Annotated in this window: 19 protein-coding genes; 8 read left to right on the forward strand and 11 right to left on the reverse strand. The window is 46.4% G+C overall.

Translation table 11 applies throughout. The features are described from left to right. Positions 1 to 18: 18 nt before the first annotated feature. Entirely contained in the window at positions 19 to 222 is a 204-nt protein-coding gene (locus EMM73_RS10595) for a heavy-metal-associated domain-containing protein (protein WP_127686400.1), read from the reverse strand. Positions 223 to 387: 165 nt separating this feature from the next. Between EMM73_RS10595 and EMM73_RS10600 the strand changes: the two genes are divergently transcribed. Next, positions 388 to 2,562, forward strand: a complete 2,175-nt coding sequence (locus EMM73_RS10600) for a heavy metal translocating P-type ATPase (protein ID WP_127686401.1) — start codon at positions 388 to 390, stop codon at positions 2,560 to 2,562. Between the two features lie 5 nt (positions 2,563 to 2,567). Further along, complete coding sequence (gene cueR, locus EMM73_RS10605) at positions 2,568 to 2,984, forward strand: Cu(I)-responsive transcriptional regulator (RefSeq protein ID WP_127686402.1); 417 nt, start codon at positions 2,568 to 2,570, stop codon at positions 2,982 to 2,984. Positions 2,985 to 3,019: 35 nt separating this feature from the next. Here cueR and EMM73_RS10610 read toward each other — a convergent pair whose 3' ends face one another. The 5 genes from EMM73_RS10610 to EMM73_RS10630 all read right to left on the reverse strand — a co-directional run bounded on the left by EMM73_RS10610 (position 3,020) and on the right by EMM73_RS10630 (position 8,896). After that, positions 3,020 to 4,795, reverse strand: a complete 1,776-nt coding sequence (locus EMM73_RS10610) for a S8 family peptidase (protein WP_127686403.1) — start codon at positions 4,793 to 4,795, stop codon at positions 3,020 to 3,022. 412 nt (positions 4,796 to 5,207) lie between these two features. Continuing rightward, positions 5,208 to 6,608 carry a multicopper oxidase family protein gene (locus EMM73_RS10615; protein ID WP_127686404.1) on the reverse strand — a complete coding sequence of 467 codons (1,401 nt, stop codon included), beginning with the start codon at positions 6,606 to 6,608 and terminating at the stop codon, positions 5,208 to 5,210. 12 nt (positions 6,609 to 6,620) lie between these two features. Continuing rightward, entirely contained in the window at positions 6,621 to 8,012 is a 1,392-nt protein-coding gene (locus EMM73_RS10620; RefSeq protein WP_186435186.1) for a TolC family protein, read from the reverse strand. Further along, complete coding sequence (locus tag EMM73_RS10625; protein ID WP_127686406.1) at positions 7,996 to 8,361, reverse strand: hypothetical protein; 366 nt, start codon at positions 8,359 to 8,361, stop codon at positions 7,996 to 7,998. Before EMM73_RS10625 ends, EMM73_RS10620 begins: the two co-directional genes overlap by 17 nt. 82 nt (positions 8,362 to 8,443) lie before the next feature. Next, positions 8,444 to 8,896, reverse strand: coding sequence for a hypothetical protein (locus EMM73_RS10630; RefSeq protein ID WP_127686407.1), 453 nt, complete (start codon positions 8,894 to 8,896; stop codon positions 8,444 to 8,446). Between the two features lie 393 nt (positions 8,897 to 9,289). On the opposite strand from EMM73_RS10630, the gene EMM73_RS10635 reads away from it, so the two are divergent. Beyond that, positions 9,290 to 9,643 carry a DUF3703 domain-containing protein gene (locus EMM73_RS10635; protein ID WP_127686408.1) on the forward strand — a complete coding sequence of 118 codons (354 nt, stop codon included), beginning with the start codon at positions 9,290 to 9,292 and terminating at the stop codon, positions 9,641 to 9,643. 70 nt (positions 9,644 to 9,713) lie between these two features. Further along, complete coding sequence (locus tag EMM73_RS10640; protein ID WP_127686409.1) at positions 9,714 to 11,285, forward strand: ATP-binding protein; 1,572 nt, start codon at positions 9,714 to 9,716, stop codon at positions 11,283 to 11,285. Between the two features lie 30 nt (positions 11,286 to 11,315). Here EMM73_RS10640 and EMM73_RS10645 read toward each other — a convergent pair whose 3' ends face one another. After that, positions 11,316 to 11,654 (reverse strand): DUF4144 family protein, encoded by a 339-nt coding sequence (locus EMM73_RS10645; RefSeq protein WP_127686410.1) that lies wholly within the window; start codon positions 11,652 to 11,654, stop codon positions 11,316 to 11,318. A gap of 252 nt (positions 11,655 to 11,906) precedes the next feature. Here EMM73_RS10645 and nhaR point away from each other — a divergent pair, with 252 nt between their 5' ends. Beyond that, on the forward strand, positions 11,907 to 12,809 hold the full coding sequence (nhaR, locus tag EMM73_RS10650) for a transcriptional activator NhaR (RefSeq protein WP_127686411.1): 903 nt from the start codon (positions 11,907 to 11,909) through the stop codon (positions 12,807 to 12,809). 4 nt (positions 12,810 to 12,813) lie between these two features. Here the strand turns inward: nhaR and EMM73_RS10655 are convergent, their stop codons facing one another. Next, on the reverse strand, positions 12,814 to 14,028 hold the full coding sequence (locus EMM73_RS10655) for a methyl-accepting chemotaxis protein (protein ID WP_127686412.1): 1,215 nt from the start codon (positions 14,026 to 14,028) through the stop codon (positions 12,814 to 12,816). Between the two features lie 175 nt (positions 14,029 to 14,203). On the opposite strand from EMM73_RS10655, the gene EMM73_RS10660 reads away from it, so the two are divergent. The 3 genes from EMM73_RS10660 to EMM73_RS10670 all read left to right on the forward strand — a co-directional run bounded on the left by EMM73_RS10660 (position 14,204) and on the right by EMM73_RS10670 (position 15,859). Next, the gene (locus EMM73_RS10660; RefSeq protein ID WP_127686413.1) at positions 14,204 to 14,434 is read left to right on the forward strand and encodes a ParD-like family protein; all 231 of its coding nucleotides are present in this window, start codon (positions 14,204 to 14,206) and stop codon (positions 14,432 to 14,434) included. Then, on the forward strand, positions 14,403 to 15,197 hold the full coding sequence (gene map / locus EMM73_RS10665; RefSeq protein ID WP_127686414.1) for a type I methionyl aminopeptidase: 795 nt from the start codon (positions 14,403 to 14,405) through the stop codon (positions 15,195 to 15,197). The genes EMM73_RS10660 and map overlap by 32 nt, the downstream gene beginning before the upstream one ends. A 461-nt stretch (positions 15,198 to 15,658) precedes the next feature. Then, the gene (locus EMM73_RS10670) at positions 15,659 to 15,859 is read left to right on the forward strand and encodes a hypothetical protein (RefSeq protein ID WP_127686415.1); all 201 of its coding nucleotides are present in this window, start codon (positions 15,659 to 15,661) and stop codon (positions 15,857 to 15,859) included. Between the two features lie 115 nt (positions 15,860 to 15,974). On the opposite strand, the gene EMM73_RS10675 is transcribed toward EMM73_RS10670, so the two are convergent. From EMM73_RS10675 to EMM73_RS10685, 3 genes are all read right to left on the reverse strand, one after another. Beyond that, positions 15,975 to 17,045, reverse strand: a complete 1,071-nt coding sequence (locus EMM73_RS10675) for a calcium/sodium antiporter (protein ID WP_127686416.1) — start codon at positions 17,043 to 17,045, stop codon at positions 15,975 to 15,977. 179 nt (positions 17,046 to 17,224) lie between these two features. Then, entirely contained in the window at positions 17,225 to 18,580 is a 1,356-nt protein-coding gene (locus EMM73_RS10680; RefSeq protein ID WP_127686417.1) for a DUF4397 domain-containing protein, read from the reverse strand. Between the two features lie 111 nt (positions 18,581 to 18,691). Next, on the reverse strand, positions 18,692 to 20,503 hold the full coding sequence (locus EMM73_RS10685; protein WP_127686418.1) for an ABCB family ABC transporter ATP-binding protein/permease: 1,812 nt from the start codon (positions 20,501 to 20,503) through the stop codon (positions 18,692 to 18,694). Between the last annotated feature and the right edge of the window lie 17 nt (positions 20,504 to 20,520).

The following is a 20,520-nucleotide window of genomic DNA, read 5'->3' on the forward strand; positions in this document are numbered from 1 at the left end:
GCAGCGAATGCAGCAGTTTTAGTCGCTCAGAGTAGCCGGGAAACCGGCTTGATCCAGCGCTGCAATCAGATCTTCTGCGGATAGAGAGCTTTCTACCTGTACCTGCTGTAAAGCCAAATCCACTGTCACTTTGGCATCGGCTTGCAGTTTTGTAATGGCTTTATTGACCAGACTAATACAGTGATTGCAGCTCATGCCTGTTACTTTCAATTCTGTCTTCATTCACTATTTCCTCTTTGCGCTCTTTGTGAGTTGGCGAACATGATGAAAGCTTCTGCTGTGGTAAGGTCAAGTCTTACTATAAAATTTATTCAGTTGACCTTACCACTGGGTAAGCTTCAGCCTTATTTCTGTAAAGCCTTAGCCCCTTTTGTCCGGAGTCATGTTATGTCTGAGCAAATCCAACTGAACATCAGCGGAATGAGCTGTGCATCCTGTGTTGGCCGTATTGAAAAAGCGTTAGCTCAAGTCAGCGGCGTACAACAAGCCAGCGTGAATCTTGCTACTGAAACCGCAATAGTCCAGGGGGAAAAGCTTGCACCACAGCTGCTGATAGATGCAGTAGAGCAGGCCGGATATCACGCCAGTTTACCTGCAGAAACCGCAACAACAGAAGCCATTACAACTGCTTTTTACCAACAAGAGTACTGGCCAGCTATCGCAAGCATGGCACTGACCTTGCCTTTGATGTTGCCGATGTTTGCTTTACTGTTTGGACTAGATTGGATCTTGCCATCTTTCTGGCAATGGCTGCTGGCAACACCAGTGCAGTTTTATTTTGGTGCGCGTTTTTACAAAGCAGGCTGGGCCGCATTAAAAGTGGGCAGCGGCACTATGGACCTGTTGGTGGCTATTGGTACCAGCGCCGCTTATGGTTTGTCGTTGTATTTATGGTGGAGTTTTGATGCTCATCAGGCTCAGCACGGCGCGCCCCATTTGTACTTTGAAAGCAGCAGTGCGGTACTAAGTCTGGTTTTACTGGGTAAATATCTGGAGCACAAAGCAAAACGCCGAACTACAGATGCGCTGCGGGCGCTGGAGAATTTGAAGCCTGCTGTGGCCACTTTGTTTCAAAACGGGATTTGGCTTGAAGTCAAAGCAGAGACTGTGCAGCAAAATGATTTGGTGTTGGTCAAACCAGGTGAGCGTATTGCGGTAGACGCCCTGGTTGAACAAGGCCTGAGTCATGTCGATGAAGCGCTGATCAGCGGTGAGTCTGTGCCTGTCAGTAAAAAACCGGGCGACAAAGTCACAGGTGGTTCAGTCAATCTCGATGGAGTATTACAGCTTAGAGCGACTGCTGTTGGAGCTGAATCGACTTTGTCGCGTATTATTCAACTGGTGGAGCAGGCCCAAGGCGCCAAAGCACCGGTGCAGGCCTTAGTGGATAAAATCAGCGCTATTTTTGTGCCTGTGGTGTTAGTCATTGCTGTAGTGACTTTACTGGGCTGGGGGTTGATCAGCGCAGACTGGGTGGCAGGTATTTTAAATGCGGTGGCTGTGCTGGTGATTGCCTGTCCCTGCGCTTTGGGTTTGGCAACACCTGCAGCTATTATGGCAGGCACAGGCTCGGCTGCACGCTCAGGTATTTTGATCAAAGATGCCAGTGCTTTAGAACAGGCCAAAGCAGTGACCTTAGTGGTGTTTGATAAAACCGGCACATTAACTCAAGGCAAACCCGAACTGCAGCAATTCAGCAGCTTTGTCGATGAGCCCAAACTTTTACTTTGGGCGGCCTCGTTGCAGCAACACAGCGAACACCCTTTAGCCAAAGCTTTGCTACGTTATGCCATTAAACATCAGGTAACAGTTGTTGAAACAGAACAGTTTCAGGTGGTGGCAGGCAAAGGTGTACAGGGTAAGGTGGAGGGGCATCATTTAGTGCTTGGCAGCAGTCACTGGATGCAGCAACTCGGACTTGAATTACCTCTTGATCAGGTCCACACCAGCGGCGCTTCAGTGTCCTGGTTAGCACAACAGCAAGGTAAAAGTTATCGCTTATTGGCGCTGTTTTGTTTTACGGATCAGTTAAAAGCAGATGCGTTACAGGCCGTCAGCTTATTAAAGCAACAAGGTATCACTGTGGCCATGTTAACAGGCGACAGTAAGGCCAGTGCAGCTTTAATAGCGCAGCAACTGGAGCTCAGCGACTGGAAAGCCGAAGTGCTGCCAGCAGAGAAAGCTGCTGCCATTGGGCTCTGGCAGCAACAAGGTTATAAAGTAGCTATGGTCGGTGACGGCATTAATGATGCACCTGCTTTGGCGCTGGCAGATTTAGGCGTTGCTATGGCCAGTGGTACCGAAGTTGCTGTCAGCGCTTCGGCTATGACCCTGATGCGCAGTAAGCCAGTTCTGGTCAGCGCAGCTTTGCAGATAGCGCGGCTTAGCTACCGCAAAATTCAGCAAAACCTGTTTTGGGCCTTTATCTTTAATATAGTGGGTATACCACTTGCAGCCTTGGGTTACCTAAATCCTGTGATTGCCGGTGCAGCTATGGCCAGCAGTAGTTTATTGGTGATTAGTAATGCTTTGCTGCTACAGCGCTGGAAGGCTAAGGAGTAAAATGAATGACGAATATAGTCAAAACCTTGGTGACAATAGGGCAAGCGGCAAAACAGACTGGGCTTTCAGCCAAAATGATCCGGTATTATGAAGAAGCGGGCTTGTTGCTTAAAGCCAATAGAACAGATGCAGGCTACAGGTTATATAACAGCCAGCAATTGCAGCAGTTAGGCTTTATTCAACAGGCCAGAACTTTAGGATTTTCTATAGCGCAAATCGGCTCTTTGTTGGACTTATGGCGCGATCCAAACCGCAGCAGCAGAGAAGTAAAACAGCTGGCTGAAATACATCTTGATGAAATAAAACAAAAAGTAGCTGAATTGCAGCAGATGCAAAAGGTGTTACAGCACTTAGCGAACAATTGTTGCGGTGATGATCAGCCTCAGTGCGCAATTTTGGATGGCTTGACTCTGCAGAAATAAAAAGCCCCAGCCTAATGCCGGGGCTTTCTGTTGATTTAAGGCTGATAAGAGGTCGCTAACGTGACGCCTGAGACTGCTGTATAACCGCGGATACCAATATGGTAGGTCGCTGCAACAGGGTTATTGAAGGTACAGCTTTCATTATTACCATTGAGGTAAGGGCGGCAGTCGTAAGCAGAAGTGGTGGGTCGTGAACCACGACGTACATACAAGTCTGCATCTCCAGTTCCACCAGAAGTATTGACTGTCAGCACGCTCATACCAGCCGGAACCACCACTGTGTAATATCTCCAGGCGTTACGCGCCACGCTGATATTGTTTACTGTTGAGGTAGCGCCAGTTCCGCCGCCGCCGCCCGTGCCAGAAGCAGCAGCTACAGCAGCTGCTGCATCAACAATACCAGTACCACAGTTGTTACAAGTGGCAGGGAATGAACGGGTTGTGGTTTTCAGAATAGTTTCAATCTCATCTGGTGTAGCACCAGGTTTTTTCTGAGCAATTAATGCTGCAACACCAGCGACATGAGGTGCTGCCATTGAGGTACCCTGACTATAACCATAACTGTCTGAACCCGGCGTTGTAGTACCAGTGTTGTAGGTCGATAACACGCCATTTGGATCGTTGGCTGAGTTCATGGCGCCGCCTGGTGCTGCCACATCAATGGAGGTGCCATAGTTCGAGTAATAAGCCCGACCGCCACTGCGATTGGTTGCAGCAACGTTCACTACACCAGCACAGTTGCCTGGGTTGAAGTTATTGGCATTACTGTTGTCGTTTCCTGAGGCAACAACTATCACTGAACCACGTGAACGGGCTGAGTTAATAGCAGCCTGAGTCGTTGAGTTACAGGCACCTGAACCGCCTAAACTCATATTAATCACTTTAGCCGGGTTGGCATTGGCAGGAACACCAGCTACTGTACCGCCTGATGCCCAGATGATACCGTCAGCTATATCTGAGGTGTAACCACCACATTTACCCAACACACGCACAGGTACTACTTTTGCACCATATGCTACACCAGCGACACCTGAACCGTTATTGGTGACTGCTGCTACCGTACCGGCAACATGAGTACCATGCCATGAAGAATCTTGTGCAGGGTTTGAGCCTCCGCATTCATTGGCCAGAACCCAATCGCCCGGATCCTGTGCATTGTTGTCACGCCCGTTACCGTCATTGCCGACAAAACTGTCAGAAATCATATCGTAACCAGGCAGAAGGTTAGCGTTTAGATCAGTATGAGGGCGGTAACCAGTATCTAATACGGCAACAACTACACCTGTACCTGTAGCATTGTCCCAGGCTGTGTTGGCACGTAAACCACCCGCAGATTCATAATAATGCCATTGGCTGGTGTACTGAGTGTCGTTGGGTACAGCAGCAATTTGTAACATAAGGTCTTCTTCTACCGATTCTACCAATGGGTCCTGAGCCAGCAGTTCAATGGTACGTTGCGTTTCTGATTTAGATAAACGACGTTCGACTTTGATGACGTGACGATCTGCAACAGCTAAAGAACGCACAAAGCTCATAGGTTCTCCAGCACGGCTGGATAATTCAGAAGTTGCATGAGTTTTTAACTGATTAACTGAGCTGACCGAAGTGCCGGCCAGACCCTGTGCTTGCAAGGTAAGCGCATTTTTATACTTAACAATAAAGCGGGTTGGTGGCTCAGTAGCTTTTGTTGTTTGTATTTCCGGATTAACACCTGCGGGTTGCGAAGCGGCCTGCACTGCAGTGGCCAACAAGGAAAGTGCCGACAAGGTCACGAAAGAAACTCTGGATAGGTTGAATGTTTTATGTTGCATGTTGTGCTCTCAAATTATTGTTATGTGAATTGCCTCTTCCATGCAGCCACTGTCCCTTAATTAGTTTATTTTGTGGGCGGCGGTATGATGATTGGTCAATAATTTGTTAATGTAAATAGGTTTGTATTTATCAATTAGGATATTTTGTTATCATTTTTTTCGTATTTATAGAGTGGTTTTGCGATGAATTGCGCTCTGAGAGCGGCTAAATTTGTGGGTTTGATTACATTTGGTAACAAGTGTGTATTTTGTGATTTTGGTTATTATTTATTCCTAAATAATATATAGGAGGCTTAAATAATCGTTTTAAAGCTGTTTTTTTGCAGTAGTTATGCAGCAAAACATGTCTGTAAGAGACCTCAGCCCAGCAAATGTGAGCTGAGGTTAACGCATAGTAAAAGATTCAACCGGATCAATGGTGGTGGTGTGATCCTGGTTTTTTCACTTTCAGCTCTACTGCCGCATCTTTGGTATCTGCATCCTTGGTATCTGTCTGAGCGGATCCAGCCTGCGGCACTTCACCTGTCCATTCCTGAGCCACTGTGCCGGCTGGGTGTTGATACCAGCCCGGATCTTTATAATCACCAGCAGCCTGATCTTTACGCACTTTAAATATGCTGAACATGCCGCCCATTTCTACCGAGCCAAAAGGGCCATCGCCAGACATCATGGGCAGGGTGTTAGCTGGCAGCGGCATGTTCATTTCGGTCATATCGGCCATACCCCGTTCACCCATCACCATATAGTCCGGCACCAGTTTATTGATTTTTTGCATCAAGCCACTGTGATCGACACCAATCAGCGTCGGCACATCATGACCCATAGCATTCATGGTGTGATGCGATTTATGGCAGTGAAAAGCCCAGTCACCTTCTTCATCTGCCAAGAGTTCAATTTGCCGCATTTGGCCCACAGCCACATCTGTGGTGACTTCAGGCCAGCGAGCTGAAGCCGGCACTGGGCCACCGTCTGTGCCAGTCACAGTAAACTCATGGCCATGAATATGAATAGGATGGTTAGTCATGGTCAGATTACCAACCCGGATCCGCACCTTGTCGTTTTTGCGCACCACTAAAGGATCGATGCCAGGGAATACCCTACTGTTCCAGGTCCAGAGGTTAAAGTCGGTCATCGTCATAATTTTTGGGGTAGCACCGCCGGGTTCAATATCGTAAGCGTTTAATAAAAAACAGAAATCTCTATCTACTTCATCAATATGCGGATGCGCCTCTTTTGGATGGGTGATCCACATACCCATCATACCCATGGCCATCTGCACCATTTCATCGGCGTGAGGGTGATACATAAAAGTGCCGGGACGGCGGGCGACAAATTCATACATAAAGGTTTTACCAGGCTTAATAGCGCGCTGATTTAAACCAGCAACTCCATCCATACCATTGGGTAAACGCTGACCGTGCCAATGCACAGAGGTATGTTCCGGCAACTTGTTGGTGACAAAAATCCGCACTCTGTCGCCTTCTACCACTTCAATGGTAGGGCCGGGTGACTGGCCGTTGTAGCCCCATAAATGTGCTTTCATGCCGGGTGCCAGTTCGCGTACTACCGGCTCTGCCACTAGGTGAAACTCCTTCACACCATGGTTCATGCGCCATGGCAAAGTCCAGCCGTTTAACGTCACCACAGGGTTGTAAGGCCGACCCGTGTTTGGAATTAGCGGATCCATAGTATCGGCGGATTGTTGAATAACAGGTTCAGGCAAAGCTGCCATAGAGCTTCGACTAACGGTAGCCACACCTACAGCAGCTGTAATAGCACCGACTTTTTTTAATAAATCACGACGGGTTAACATAACTTGCTCCTGTTAATGGCCAGCTGCATTAGCAGCGCTGTTTTTGGTGTCAGTTTCTGTCGTTAGAGGCAGGGAAGGGCTGCCCCATAAGGCTTGTTGCAGACGCAGTTCTGACAAATAAAAGTCCCGCTGGGCCGTCATTTGTCCTGTGACTGTTTCTACCTGAGCCTGGGTATCGGCAATCAGCTCAAATACGCCAATTAACATACCGTTGTAACGCAGCATATTTTGTTGATTAATTTTTTGCGCTAAAGGTACTAACTGCTCCTGATAGTGCCGGGCTATCTGATACGAGCTTTGCTGTAAAGCATAAGCCTGTCGTACTTCAAAGCTGGCTTTTTGCTCCAGCGCTTTAGTTTGCCACCGCGCTTGTAGATACTCTGCTTCAGCCTTACTGGTACGGGCTGCTCCTGAATCAAACAAAGGCAGTTCAACACCTAATGCCAGTTCCCGTTCTGCGCTGTGCTGCACTGATCCAGCAATTTCAGCGGACAAACCTCGGACAAAACGGCTATTTTTCTCTACTTCCAGCTGCAGTTCCAATTGAGCTAACTTTGCTTTGGCTTGTTGCAGATCCAGTCGTTGTGCCAGCGCTTGTTGTTCCAGATTATGCTGAAGAGGCAAAGTGGCTGGAATTGCAGGTAAAAAAGCGGGTAACTGCAGTGCTGTTTCTGAGGCTGATAACCCGAGCAGAAGGTAAAGTTGCTCGCGACTTTGTTGCTGTTGTTGCTGCGTTTTAGCCAGTTGCAGGCGAATTTCTGCTGCAAATTTTAGCTGCCTGGCTTGTTGCAGTTCACTGTAATTACCTACCTGATACATACGGTTAGCCAGTTCTGCTGACGCATCTATCGCTTCCTGTACTGTCTGCAGATAACTAAAACGTTGCTGTGCTACAACAGCTTCAATAAAAGCAATGCGGCTCTTTATCAGCAGATCCATCAGTTGTAACGAGACTTGCTGCTGTTGCTGCTGTGCTTGTTGCTGAGCAATCGCTTTGTTTTTATTCAAAAAAATCAAGTTAAACAAATTCAGTGAAAAATCGAGCTCTGTGTTGTAACCCTCTTCTGAGCGGCTTCGCGTTAACCGAAAACCAGGATTTGGTAATAACCCGGCTTGAGTGAGTTGTGCTTTGCCAATGGCCAGCGAGGATAGAGCAGCCAGGAAATCCGGGTTATTTAATACCGCAATACGGCTGATACTTTGCTGAGTTAAAGGTTCTGCCAGCAGCCTGTCAATTTCCTGCTCAGCCTCTGATCTGAGTGCCGGATCTGTTTGAGGAAGTTGTACTTGCTGCTCTGCAGCCTGTTGTTGCACCAGATCCACTGTATTGAATCCTGAAGTTCCGGCACAAGCACTCAGCAGCACAGCAGCCGCAAGTGGGCTCAGTTTAGTGATGATGTTCATGCTCATCTCCTGTTTTGAGCTGTGGCGGAACTGAGTGCTTTGAATGGTCCATATGATGGTGTTTTGAGTGATCGACCGGCATTTTATGCCCGGAATGATCCATCATTGTGTCCGAACCATTCTGGGTATGGTCCCTGCCCTGATCAGCAGCCGCCTCTTTAACATAAAATTGCCAGCCACCCAGTTCGGCAACTTTTTGATTGGCTTTTTTCCAGTCAGTAGTGCTGTTTTGTATAACCACTGAATGCAGCGGCTGTAGTTGGTTTTGCTCTTTTTTGAAGGCCAGAGTTGGCTCTGGATATAGCAAAGCTAAGACGCCTAAAAGCGCCGGATAAATAGGCTGATACATAAATAATCCTGTTTGTTTAAGCCAAAAAACTACACCAGATAAAAGCACCAGAGCGAGCTTTTAACGGTACAAGTAGTGGGGATCAGCTATGTAAACGGGGAGGGCGCTCCAGGCCTGATGCTATCAGAGGAAAGATAAAGGGAGTGAAACAGAGAAATCGCTCATTTTGCGTCATTTCAGAGATAAACTCATCAGGATTGCACATCAATACTGCTGCAGCACAACTGACGGCGCACCCTGTGCAGGAGAATTGCTGTTGGTCCGTCATCAAATGTTCTTTGAGCTTTTGAGATTCTTCCTGATAGTGCAGCTCTGGCGCGTCTGGCATACCAGAGTGCCCGTGCTGAACAGAATGCTGACCATGAAGTTCTGTCATGCTGTGCTCTGCAGCGGACAATTGCGAATGACTGGCAGAGTGTTCGCTATGATCCGGACCGCAACATAACATAGCCGCAGCTGCCGCTCCTTTAAATAGCAGCAAGAGGATAAGTAAAACTACGCTGATCTGGGGCAAGCGGCCCCGATTTTTATTCACGCTGTTTACTGGCCGGAGTTGTCAAAAAATAATATCGGTAAAGTAATATAAATAACCTCAGAACTCAAGTGAAAGCGATGGAGCCAAGCCTGTTCCCAGCTTTGAGCTGCAGTTAAAGTCAGGTCATTGTAACTGCTCTGAACTGGAGCTAAGTAAGGCCGCATGAAGCAGTATCTGCATGTACCTTGGCATTGATCTGTCCAGACATAGTGTGAAATGGAACGATAAAGACCTTGAAAACCACACAGAATCTCTGCATTTTTTCAGTGATGCGTTTAGTGTTTGCAAAAGAGTATTGGACCCCGTTAATTTAACCCGTCAGCCTAACGTAGGTTGATAACCACTCTCCCGGGCTCGGGTTAGCTATTTTTCGTTATATCGGAGTTTGTATTGATGTTTTCAGCAACAGAGCAAGCCTACAATCTTGAGATAGAACAAGCACAACAGGCTCGACGCCAGCAGCTCTGGCAACAAGCCTGGTATCATGCGGAGCGGGCACATATTTTGGGCCAGCAGCGGTTTTTATTGCACCTGCAAAGCCATTGGCTAATGTTAAAACTGGCGACCGAGCAAGCAGATTGGTTTGAAATCCGTGGGCAAGTACTGCGCTTGCTACTTACGCCTTTGGGGCATTTAAGCGGGCGTTTACCTGTTGGAAATCCAGGTAGTAGCCGATACCCTGTCATGCAGGCTCAGCCTGTGCCTGAAGATCTGAACTCCATTTTATCGGGTACAAAACAGTCTTAGTGATAAACTATGATCGACTATTTTGTGGTATGTTTTGCCAAAGAGCTTTTTTTATCAAAGGAGTGTATGCATGCAGGTTGCCGAAATTCCATCTAACGAACAGGAAAGATTAAAGGCGCTCCTTGCATTGCAGATCCTCGATACTGAAGCTGAGGCTACATTTGATGCTATTACATCCCTGGCAGCAACTTTGTTTCAGGTGCCTATAGCGCTTGTCTCATTGATTGACGAGCAGAGGCAGTGGTTTAAAAGTAAGCAAGGGCTGGAAGTCTGTCAGACCGATCGTAAGTTGGCTTTTTGCGCTCACGCCATTTTACAACCTGATATTTTTATCGTCGAGGACGCATCGCAAGATAAACGTTTTGCCGACAATCCTTTAGTTTCTGCAGTTCCAAATATTCGCTTTTATGCAGGTTGTCCACTGATAAACGAGCAGGGCTATGCTTTGGGCACCTTATGTATTATCGACGTTGCTCCAAGGCAGATAACGGAACAGGACAAAGCCATACTGCGTCAACTTGGCGCTATGGTCATGGTAAGGCTGAATGAGCACAAGCAAAAGCTACAAACCGAACATAAGCTACAGTTATTGGCCTTGTTATTAGATTCTATCCCCGATGCGTTGGTCGCCTGTGACAGCGAAGGAAAATTAGAGCAATTTAATAAGAGTGCGTCTGACTGGCATGGTGTAGATCTTCGGCAATGCGATTCAGAGTCGTGGAGCCACTATTACAACTTGTATGAAGAAGATGGCCATACCCTGTTGCCGATTGAACGAATCCCTTTATACAGGGCTTTTCAAGGCGAAACTGTGTTAGGGCAAGAGATATGTATTAAAGCAAAGGAGAAAGCTCCGCGTTGGGTGCGTTGTAGGGGAGAGCAACTGAAAAGCCGTTCAGGCCAACTGCTGGGGGCTTTGGTGTTGATGCATGATATCAGCGAACAAAAACAGCTGGAGCAGATGAAAACAGATTTTATTTCCACCGTTAGCCACGAGCTGCGTACTCCTATCACAGCCATAAGTGGTGCTCTGGATTTAGTGACTCATCAGGTGTTGGGAGAAGTACCTGAAAAAGCACTTGCTATGTTGAAGGTGGCCAGTCAAAACAGTAAAAGATTGCAATGGCTGGTGAACGATTTGTTGGATATGGAAAAGCTGAGTGCTGGAAAAATGGATTTTAATTTGCAGCCTTGTGACCTTGCTCAGGAATGTCAGCAAGCAGTCAACCAGAATCAGCCCTATGCTGACAGCTTCGCAGTGCAGTTGTCTCTATTACCTAATGAACCTTTGGTTCTGGTGCTGGACAGTCACAGATTGCAGCAAGTGCTGAGTAATTTACTCTCTAATGCTATTAAATACTCAACCAGCGGGGCTGAGGTTTATCTGAGTTATTACCGCAGAGGGGATAAAATTCGTATTCAGGTTGAAGATAAAGGTGAAGGTATACCGCTGCATTTTCAGCCAAAAATATTTCAGCGTTTCGCCCAGGCAGAACGCTGTGATAACAAAGCACGTTCAGGCACAGGGCTTGGCCTTGCCATCAGCCGAGCTCTTATCGAGTCTATGGGTGGTACTCTTGATTTCAGTTCAATACCAGGCCAGGGCTCAGTGTTTTATTGCGATTTTCCCTTTCCAGTCTGAGGCAAGGCCGGCTCAAAGCAAAGGTGCATTTTAGTTGTTGCCCGTCTCAGCCAACAGGCTGAATAAAGCCTCGATTGACTCTGCCTGAATTTTTACAATACAACTTTGAGCCAAGGCAAAAAAATGAGACTGCACCATGGCTGTTAACTCTGACAACTCAAACTGCTTAAATACTAAAGGTAAAGCAGAACTGTCTTGATTCATCTGATGCAGCAAATAAGCCTGACCTTTTGCATCAATCAGCAGGTCTTCTGGTGTTAAGTAAAGTTGCTGCAATGCATGGAACTGCCTGAAACAGCTTGGACCCGCTAGATAAATCAGCTCATCCTGACCTGTGAATTTAAAAATTGCCGGGTAGCTAATCATCATAAGTACTCAGTAAAATCTTAGCGCTAGTGTATCTGCAAAATCCTTGAAGTTGCCACCTGTCAGCAATTTCTGCAGAAAAAAAGCCCCTTGCTATGAATAGACAAGGGGCAAAAGGCGCGGATGGGCCTATGGGTTACACTGTTCTGTGATATTCAGCGGGAACTATCACAACGAATAAAGTTATACTCTCTTTACTTTGTCAGTAAAATTCGAATATAACTTCTGATATGTTCGTAAATTATTGAGAATTAAATGACTCCGGTGAATTACAATCAACTCTATTATTTTTACCTGGTGGCTGAACATGGCAGTATTGCCAGAGTCAGTGAACTGTTGCATATCACTCCACAAACGATCAGCGGCCAAATCAGCGCCTTTGAGCATGGTATAGGCACTGCTTTGTTCTCCCGTCAGGGCAAAAGACTAATTCCTACTGAACTTGGAATTGTGGTGCAACGTTATGCTGCTGATATCTTTCAGCTCGGAGATGAGTTGAAAGCTGTATTGACCCGCCAGCACAGTAGTTGGCAGAGTTTTAGCGTGGGTATTACCGATGTACTGCCAAAAGCTTTTGTCTATGAAATGCTTAAACCTATTTTACAGCTTCCAATTAAACTGATTTGCCGCGAAGGGGAGCAGGCTGGGCTATTGTCCGAGTTAGCCATCAATAAACTGGATATGGTTTTGTCTGATCAACCTATTCAGCCTGGCAGTCATGTCAAAGCATACAGCCATTTAGTCACTGAATCTCCTATGGCTGTGTATGCGAGTGAGTCTTTGGCTGAGCAACTCAGTGCTGATTTTCCACGCTCCTTACATGATCAGCCTTTTTTATTACAAGGAAAAAAATCTATTATCCGCCAGCAGTTAATAGGATGGTTTAACGAAGTGGAAGTACAGCCTGATGTAGTGGCTGAATTTGATGACAGTGCTCTGATGCAGGCTTTTGCTCAGCAAGGACTTGGCGCTTTTGCCGCTCCTTTGTTACTGGAAAGTCAGCTATTGACCAACTACCGCTTGTTAAAAGTTGGGGTGATCCACAGAGTCACAGAGCGTTTTTATGCGATATCGCCTGAACGTAAACTGACCCATCCGGCCGTATTGCAACTGGTAAAGGCGCTGCAACAGGACGGCCGGATCAGTAGTGACAGTTAGCTGGTTAAGCTGCAGAAAAGGGTTGCAGTTGCTGTTGAGTGCGTTTAGTCCCCGATAACAACTGCTCTGTGGCCTGATCTATAGCCGCCATTTGTTGATAGGCCAGATTGGTGCCTTGTTCAATTTCGGTCAGATGATGATGGTTTTGCTCTGAGCTATGCGCCAGTTGCTGCACATGCTGCTGGATATGGTTCAACTGCTGCTGGGCATTTTTTAGCTGCAGCTCCAACTGACTGAAATCGCCACTGGTTTGCTGAATTTGTTGCTGAGCTTCTCCAGCCTGTTGTTGCAGCTGTTCTGACTCATTTTTAGTGTCCCTTACCAGCACATCCATTTCATTCAGAAATCCTGAGATCTGGCCTGTCGCGCTATTCACTTTAGCGGCCAGAGTACGGACTTCGTCTGCTACTACCGCAAAACCACGGCCAGCTTCACCAGCCCGTGCTGCTTCAATAGCGGCATTCAGCGCCAAGAGGTTGGTTTGATCAGAGAAGTTTTCCACCATCAATAAAATCTGCCGCACGTTTTCGGCGTTTTTCTGTAAACCTGTGACTGTGCCACCAAAATTGGCCAACAGCTGCTCAATTTTATGCAGTTGAGTGGTTAACTGGTTTAGTTGAGTACTGGCTGTTTTGGCGTTATGGACAGTGCTAGTGGCCACTTCTATCACTTGGTCGTTGCTTTGCACTATTTCTGACAAACGCTGCAAGGACTGATCGCTTTGAGCGCGGATCTGTTGACTGCTTTGCTCGGCACCCTGTAATTGGTGCCTGGTACTGTGCACTGCTTCAGCTACTTGCTGGTTGACATGAAAGTTACTGGACGCTTGCTGATGAATATCCCGCAGCATAGTGGATAACTGATCAACAAATAAATTGTATTGCTCAGATAAAGTGCGGAATTCGTCAAAGGTAAACGCAGGCAAGCGGGTTTTTAAATCGCTGCCAGCCTGATTCGCTTGTTGTAGTGCATGCACCAGAGCTTTCACCGGCCGCACTATTAAGTGCATCAGATAGCCTATGGTAAAGATAAAAGCCCCGGTGCCGAGGATCAGGATCCACCACCAGCTTTGGCCTGCGCTGCCTTCATTCGGATAAGCCGCGAACATGGCCAGCCAGAAAATCAGTGTTAAGAAGCCAATATTGCCGACAATTTTTAATGTCAGGCTATAAAAAAACTGCCGCTCAACCGCACTGTAAATATCGTTAAATATGCTCATGTCCTGACTCTCAGTCTAAGTTACAAACCCAATTGCTGACGTTGAACTATAAACCATTATGGAAAAGATTTTATTGTTCTGAGTCATACCATAACCAGTTTTTCCAGATTTTTTAAGTGCATAGCGCAGATTGTTTTTATACAATGCGTATATGAATCGTATATAGGTTGTATCTATGGGTATAGTCAAAATATCGGACGACCTGCATCAGGACCTGCGCGAAGCCAGCAAAGTGATGGCGCGTTCGATCAATGCGCAGGCTGAATTCTGGATCAGAGTGGGTATGCTTGCTGAATTAAATCCGCAACACAGTTACCAGGAATTGTGTCGAAAATTGCTGAAGAATAAATCATCCACTTTGCAGGACTTGCTAAATGAACTCGATCCATCTGAAAACCCCGGTTGAACTCGAGATCCAACGCAAAGCCGGGCAGTTACTGGTGCAGGTTTTTCTGATGCTCGATGAGCTGGTTAAGCCTGGTGTCAGCACTATGCAAATTAATGATGCAGTCGAAGCTTTTATCCGTGGACCGCTGGGCGCGAGGCCAGCGAGTAAAGGTCAGTATGATTATTTGTATGTGTTGAACAGCTCGATCAACGAGGTGGTCTGTCATGGTATACCTAAACAGACGGACATTCTCAAAGAGGGCGATATTGTGAATCTGGACATAACGCTGGAAAAAGATGGTTTTATAGCCGATTCCAGCAAAATGTATTGTATTGGCAAGGTCAGTTCATTTGCGCAGAAACTGGTGGATGTGACCTATAAGGCACTGTGGCAGGGCATTTATCAGGTGAAACCCGGTGCTCGTTTAGGAGATATAGCCGCAGCTGTGCAACAGTGCGCTGAACAGCATGGTTATTCGGTGGTGAGGGAATACTGTGGTCATGGTATAGGCCGTGAAATGCACGAAGAGCCACAAATTCTGCATTATGGTAAGGCTGGCACAGGCCTGACGTTAAAACCCGGCATGGTGTTTACCATAGAGCCTATGATCAATCAGGGCGACAGGCGCATTAAACAAAAATCCGACGGTTGGACAGTGGTCACCAAAGATAAAAAACTCTCTGCGCAGTGGGAGCACACCATAGCGGTCACTGACACAGGTTTTTCCGTACTGACATTAAGGCCTGAAGAGCAGCATCTGGTTTTGGCTACTGCAGTATAACGAGGAGCATATTGACTGCTGCAGACTCCATAGGTGTAGCTAAAGCCTCGGCTTTTTTACAACATATAAAAATGACAGAGTCTTGCCAGTGCGCGAAGGGCAGCAGAACTACTGGCTTTGTAACAACTTGCAATCGCGATTGTTAGACTTGAAATGACAAAACCGGACTCAGTGCCACAGGCCTGCGCCCTGAGCAGAGCAGCTGTTAAAACCAGACTCCCGGTTGGCAGATGCTATAGGCCAGAGTGCTGTTACTTTGTTTGAGTTGGCGCACTTGATACGACAAAAATAGCTGGATAAACTCCGGTGTCACATAGTTAAACTCTCCCTATAATCTTTGAGCCTGATCAAAGACTTAGGCTTTGTTCGAAAAATTGTGCAAATTTTCGTCGAAAATAGCTTGCCTGTTGGCTGATGTTTCACCACTATGACAGTCGCTTTTTCTTCAAGGAGTGACTGCCATGACATCGAGCTTTATGCTTGCAGTGCATTTGAAAACTGCACAACAATTCAAAGAACAAGGCCATGATTTGCAGTATGTGGTAAAGCATTTTCACAAAGTGGGCATACCGGAAGATGAAATACCGGAACTGCTGCCCCTGTTGGGTTTTGCTCTGGACGCCGATCCTTTGGCTTTACGCAGTACAAGCCACAAAGACTGACTTCAAATGAAAACGCTACCTAAAAGGTGGCGTTTTACTCTGTTTAGCAAAGGCACTGTTGTAGTAAAAAAACAGGCCCATTCGGGCCTGCTATTGAGAATATAAGCCTTTATGATCAAACGGCTTTTCTATTTTTTATCCTGTCGTGGATAAACGAAGCGGCAACATAAAACACCACCAACGGCAGCAGGCCAAATAAGATACCTTGCTGCAACTCTGTTAAATACGCCTCTTTTAATGCCACAGCGACCAGATACCAGGTGTAGGCGATATACAGCAGCATAAATAACAAACCTTCTATGCGGTTCAGTACTGAGCCGATGAAAAACAGTGGTACACAAAGCACAGCTACAGCCACCATCACTGGAATGTCGACTGTTGCCATATGTTCGCCTGCCAGCAAAGGAATCGGAGATACAACGCCTGATATACCCAGCACACAAAGAATATTAAAAATATTACTACCCACCACATTGCCTACTGCTATATCACGTTCGCCTCTTAAGGTGGCCACCACTGAGGTCACCACTTCAGGTAAAGAGGTGCCCGCTGCAATAATAGTCAGACCAATCACTGCCTCATTTACTCCCAGGGCGCGGGCAATTTCCACTGCACTGTCGACCAAAAAACGAGAGCCTAAAACTAACAGCACTAAACCGCCTAACAATAACAGCAGATTTTGCCAGGTTGGAACTTTGGCTTTGAGCATTTCCTCTACTTCTTCATCTACTGTGTCCACTCCCTGAGCTTTGCCCTGACGGAATAAAAACCAGGTATAGCTAACCAGACCAAAGGCCAGAATAGCAGCTTCGATACGAGTAATAGCTCCGTCAAAAGTCATCCACATGGCAAGGATTGATACTAATACCATAATAGGCACGTCTTGACGGATCAGTTGGCGCGAGATAACTAAAGGCGAAATCATCGCTGCTGCACCCAAAATAAACAGCACATTAAAGATGTTACTGCCCACTGCGTTGGCGATAGCCAGTTCAGCCTGACCAGAATAAGCAGCTTTGACACTGACAGCCAATTCAGGTGCACTGGTGCCAAAAGCTACCACTGTTAAACCAATGACCAAAGCCGGAATGCCAAAAGAGCCAGCCAAACGCGCTGCGCCTTTGACCAACAAATCCGCACCAACGACCAACAATACCAGGCCGACCACCAACAAAAACCAGGTCATTTTTCACTCCGTCATATGATTTCAATTGGCCGCTAATTTAAAGGAAAATCAACTAACAAGGAAGGGTGCAGCCGGATTAAAAAAAGGGGCCACTTGTCATGGCTGCTGCCTGCTCTTTTCCGGCAGAAATAACAAGACCCGTTGCTCAGGCGGGTCTTTGTTAAAGCGTCAAAGTCTGTTTAATACTGCAAGCTTAGTTTATAACCAGTTTCTGTGTCTGGGTCTTTTTCAGCAACCAGCAGGTAAGTACTACCTTGTATAAATTCAATTTCGTCAGTTTGGGCCAGCAAGGTTTTGTTATTGTTTAAATCTTTGCGTACCAACAATATGCTGTAGCTATCGAGCGGCAAAGTGATACTGGCGCTGGTGGCGTCATTAATACTACTGATGTAGTAAGAGGTAGTTTCCATAGTTTTGCCTGGTGGTACAAAATAAATACTGACGTTGTCAAAGTCGGGTACCACGTTGACCACGTTAAAGACAAAGTCGTATACCTGCGGAGTGGCGCTGTCTGTGACTGCTAATACAGTAGGTTGATTATTTTCATCCCGATAAAACACCAGACTTTTGCTCTGGCCCTGATTCAAGGTTAGTAAGCCATTCGGGATCTGGCTGGAGCCTTCATTCGCTGTCAGCGTTACCCGGTAATCTCCATGTGGAATTTCAACATAAGAGGTCAAAGTATCAGCTGCTAAATCAGTAAAAACCGGAGTACCGCTGGTACTGCCTGTGTAAATTTGAGCTGGATCTAAATCGTTTATGCTGTTATAAACTCTGAACTGAGCATTACTATTAATGTCTTCAAGCGGATAGACTGAGGTGGTATTGCCTATCACATCCAGTGCAATTTTACGTTTTAAAGGGCCTGCATTGTCACGTAAAGCCAAGACATACTCTGTTTCGTAGCTGAAGGTGTAAACAGGGCTTTGCAGCACAACAGTTTTGCTGCCAGCGTCAGTTAAATACAAAATGTAGCTGCCACTATCAAAAGTATAAGCCTCGCTAAAGCCATGCTGACCTGCAGTGGCGACAAAGTCTGCGTCATCAAAGTCTTCTGTTGAGCTACTGATGTACAGATCCATGCTTTTGTTTTCTGCCAGTAAGTTGGCAAAATAGATTTTAAACTGATCATCCAGCTCATCATCCCGCAAAAAGCTCAGGTTCAGGATTTTGGGGGCTTCGTAGTTATCGACCATAAAAAGTACAGTTTTCTGGCTGGTTTTCATACTGACCTGACCTTCCAGCACTGTCTGAATATCACCGCTGTTGTCTGTGTAACTAAAAGCCAGAGCATAAGTTTCAGTATTGACGGTAAGCAGAGAGGTGGCATCGCCAAAAGTAGCTGTACCCAGAGTGCTTTCAACCTCATCGCTATCGGTTAAGGTCAGGGTGGTGGTGGCACTATTGGCAGAGCCATTGTAAAACTGCAGGTAACTGCTGGGGTAAGTGTCATTGCCCTCTGACGAGCTACTGCCGCCGCAGGCAGACAATAATACAAGGCTGGTGATAGGAAGAATAAGCTGACGTAACAACATAGTAGTTTTCTTGTCCTGTGAGAATAAATACCGTCATCAGAACAAAAAAATAACGCCGGGTTCAGGTCTTTACCCGGCATTTACTCAGCTTAACCTATCTTAATTCAGGCTTTACTCTGCTTTAGTTTTAGCCTCTTGTTGTTTGGCCCATAACTGTGCATAAAGGCCCTGCTGAGCCAGCAGTTCCTGATGTGTGCCAGCTTCTGCTACTTCTCCTTGTTGTAGCACCAGTATCTTGTCTGCATCTATGATAGTGGACAGTCTGTGAGCTATCACCACTGAGGTATGGTGTTTTGCCAGCTCGCGCAGAGCCTGCAAAATGGCGGCTTCTGAGTGAGAATCCAAGGCTGAGGTGGCTTCATCAAAAATCAGAATAGGGGAGCCTTTTAGCAGCACGCGAGCTATGGCTATACGCTGTTTTTCACCGCCAGATACTTTTAAGCCCCTTTCACCCACTAAGGTTTGATCACCTTGTGGCAAACTTTGAATAAAGCTATCCAGATGAGCCAGCTTGATCACCTGATCCACTTCGGCCTCACTGGCATCAGGTTTACCGTAGCGAATGTTTTCCCTGATACTGGTGTTAAACAGCACAGTATCCTGCGGCACTATGGCAATACTTTGGCGTAACGAGCTTTGGGTGACATCACGTACGTCTTGTCCGTCAATGCAAATACTGCCGTTTTGTATATCGTAAAAGCGGTATAAAAGCCTGGCTATGGTGCTTTTTCCTGCACCTGAAGCGCCCACTATCGCCAGTTTTTGGCCTGGTTCTACCATAAAACTTAAGCCATTCAGGATAGGACGGCCTGGCTGATAACTAAAATGTACCTGATTAAACTCAATGCGGCCTTGTTGTAACTGCAGCTCCGGCGCATTGGTTTTATCTTTAATCTGAGCTTCTTTTTTCAACAGACCCAGCATGTTTTCCAGATCGGTTAAGGATCGGCGGATTTCACGATAAACAAAACCTAAAAAGTTCAAAGGGATAAATAGCTGCAGCATATAGGCGTTGACCATGGCTAAGTCACCTAAGGTTAGCTCTTTGTTAAGCACTCCTTTGGCCGCCATCCACATCATTAAGGTAATAGCTAAAGCAATAATCAGAGCCTGGCCAGAGTTTAATGCCAGAAGCGACATACGGTTTTTTAGTTTGGCTTGCTCCCAATTGGCTAAAAACTGATCGTAAGTGCGCTCTTCATAAGCTTCGTTATTGAAGTATTTGACTGTTTCATAGTTCAGCAGGCTATCGACCGCTCTGCTGTTGGTGGCTGAGTCGGCCTGATTGGCTTCACGTATGTATTTGTTGCGCCACTCTGTAACATAAAAAGTGAAAGCCACATACAAAGCCACAGCGACAAAAGTCAGCACTGCATACCAGTACGAAAACAGCAGGGCAAAAATCACTGCGACCAGCAGAATTTCCAGCAGGGTAGGTACTATATTGAACATTAAAAACCGCATCAGAAAACTAATGCCGTTAGTGCCTCTTTCTATATCGCGGCTGATGCCACCGGTTTGGCGGTCTAAATGAAAACTCAGTTCCAGTTGGTGTAAATGATTAAATACCCGCAGGCCCACTTTACGCATGGCATGCTCAGTCACTCTGCTAAAAAGTGCGTCCCGTATTTCACCAAAAAAGACCGAGCCAAAACGTAACAGGCCATAAAACAATAAAAAGGCCAAGGGCAAACTCAACACAGAGTTTAAGCTGGGATCTAAATCATCAATGATAAGTTTCAGTGCGTAAGGCAGATATAAAGTAGCTGCTTTGGCTGCCAAAAGTGCAGCCAAAGCGAGTAATACCCGGCCTTTAAAGGCCCAGATGTAGGGCCACATATACTCTACTGTTTGTTTAAGATTAAGAGCCTCAGCCTGTTTTGCTGCATCAGCTCTTTTGGCCGCTGTTCCCATACCACGCATAAATCAGATCATCCTGA

The organism is Rheinheimera sediminis (assembly GCF_004005375.1).
Taxonomy (GTDB): Bacteria; Pseudomonadota; Gammaproteobacteria; order Enterobacterales; family Alteromonadaceae; genus Pararheinheimera.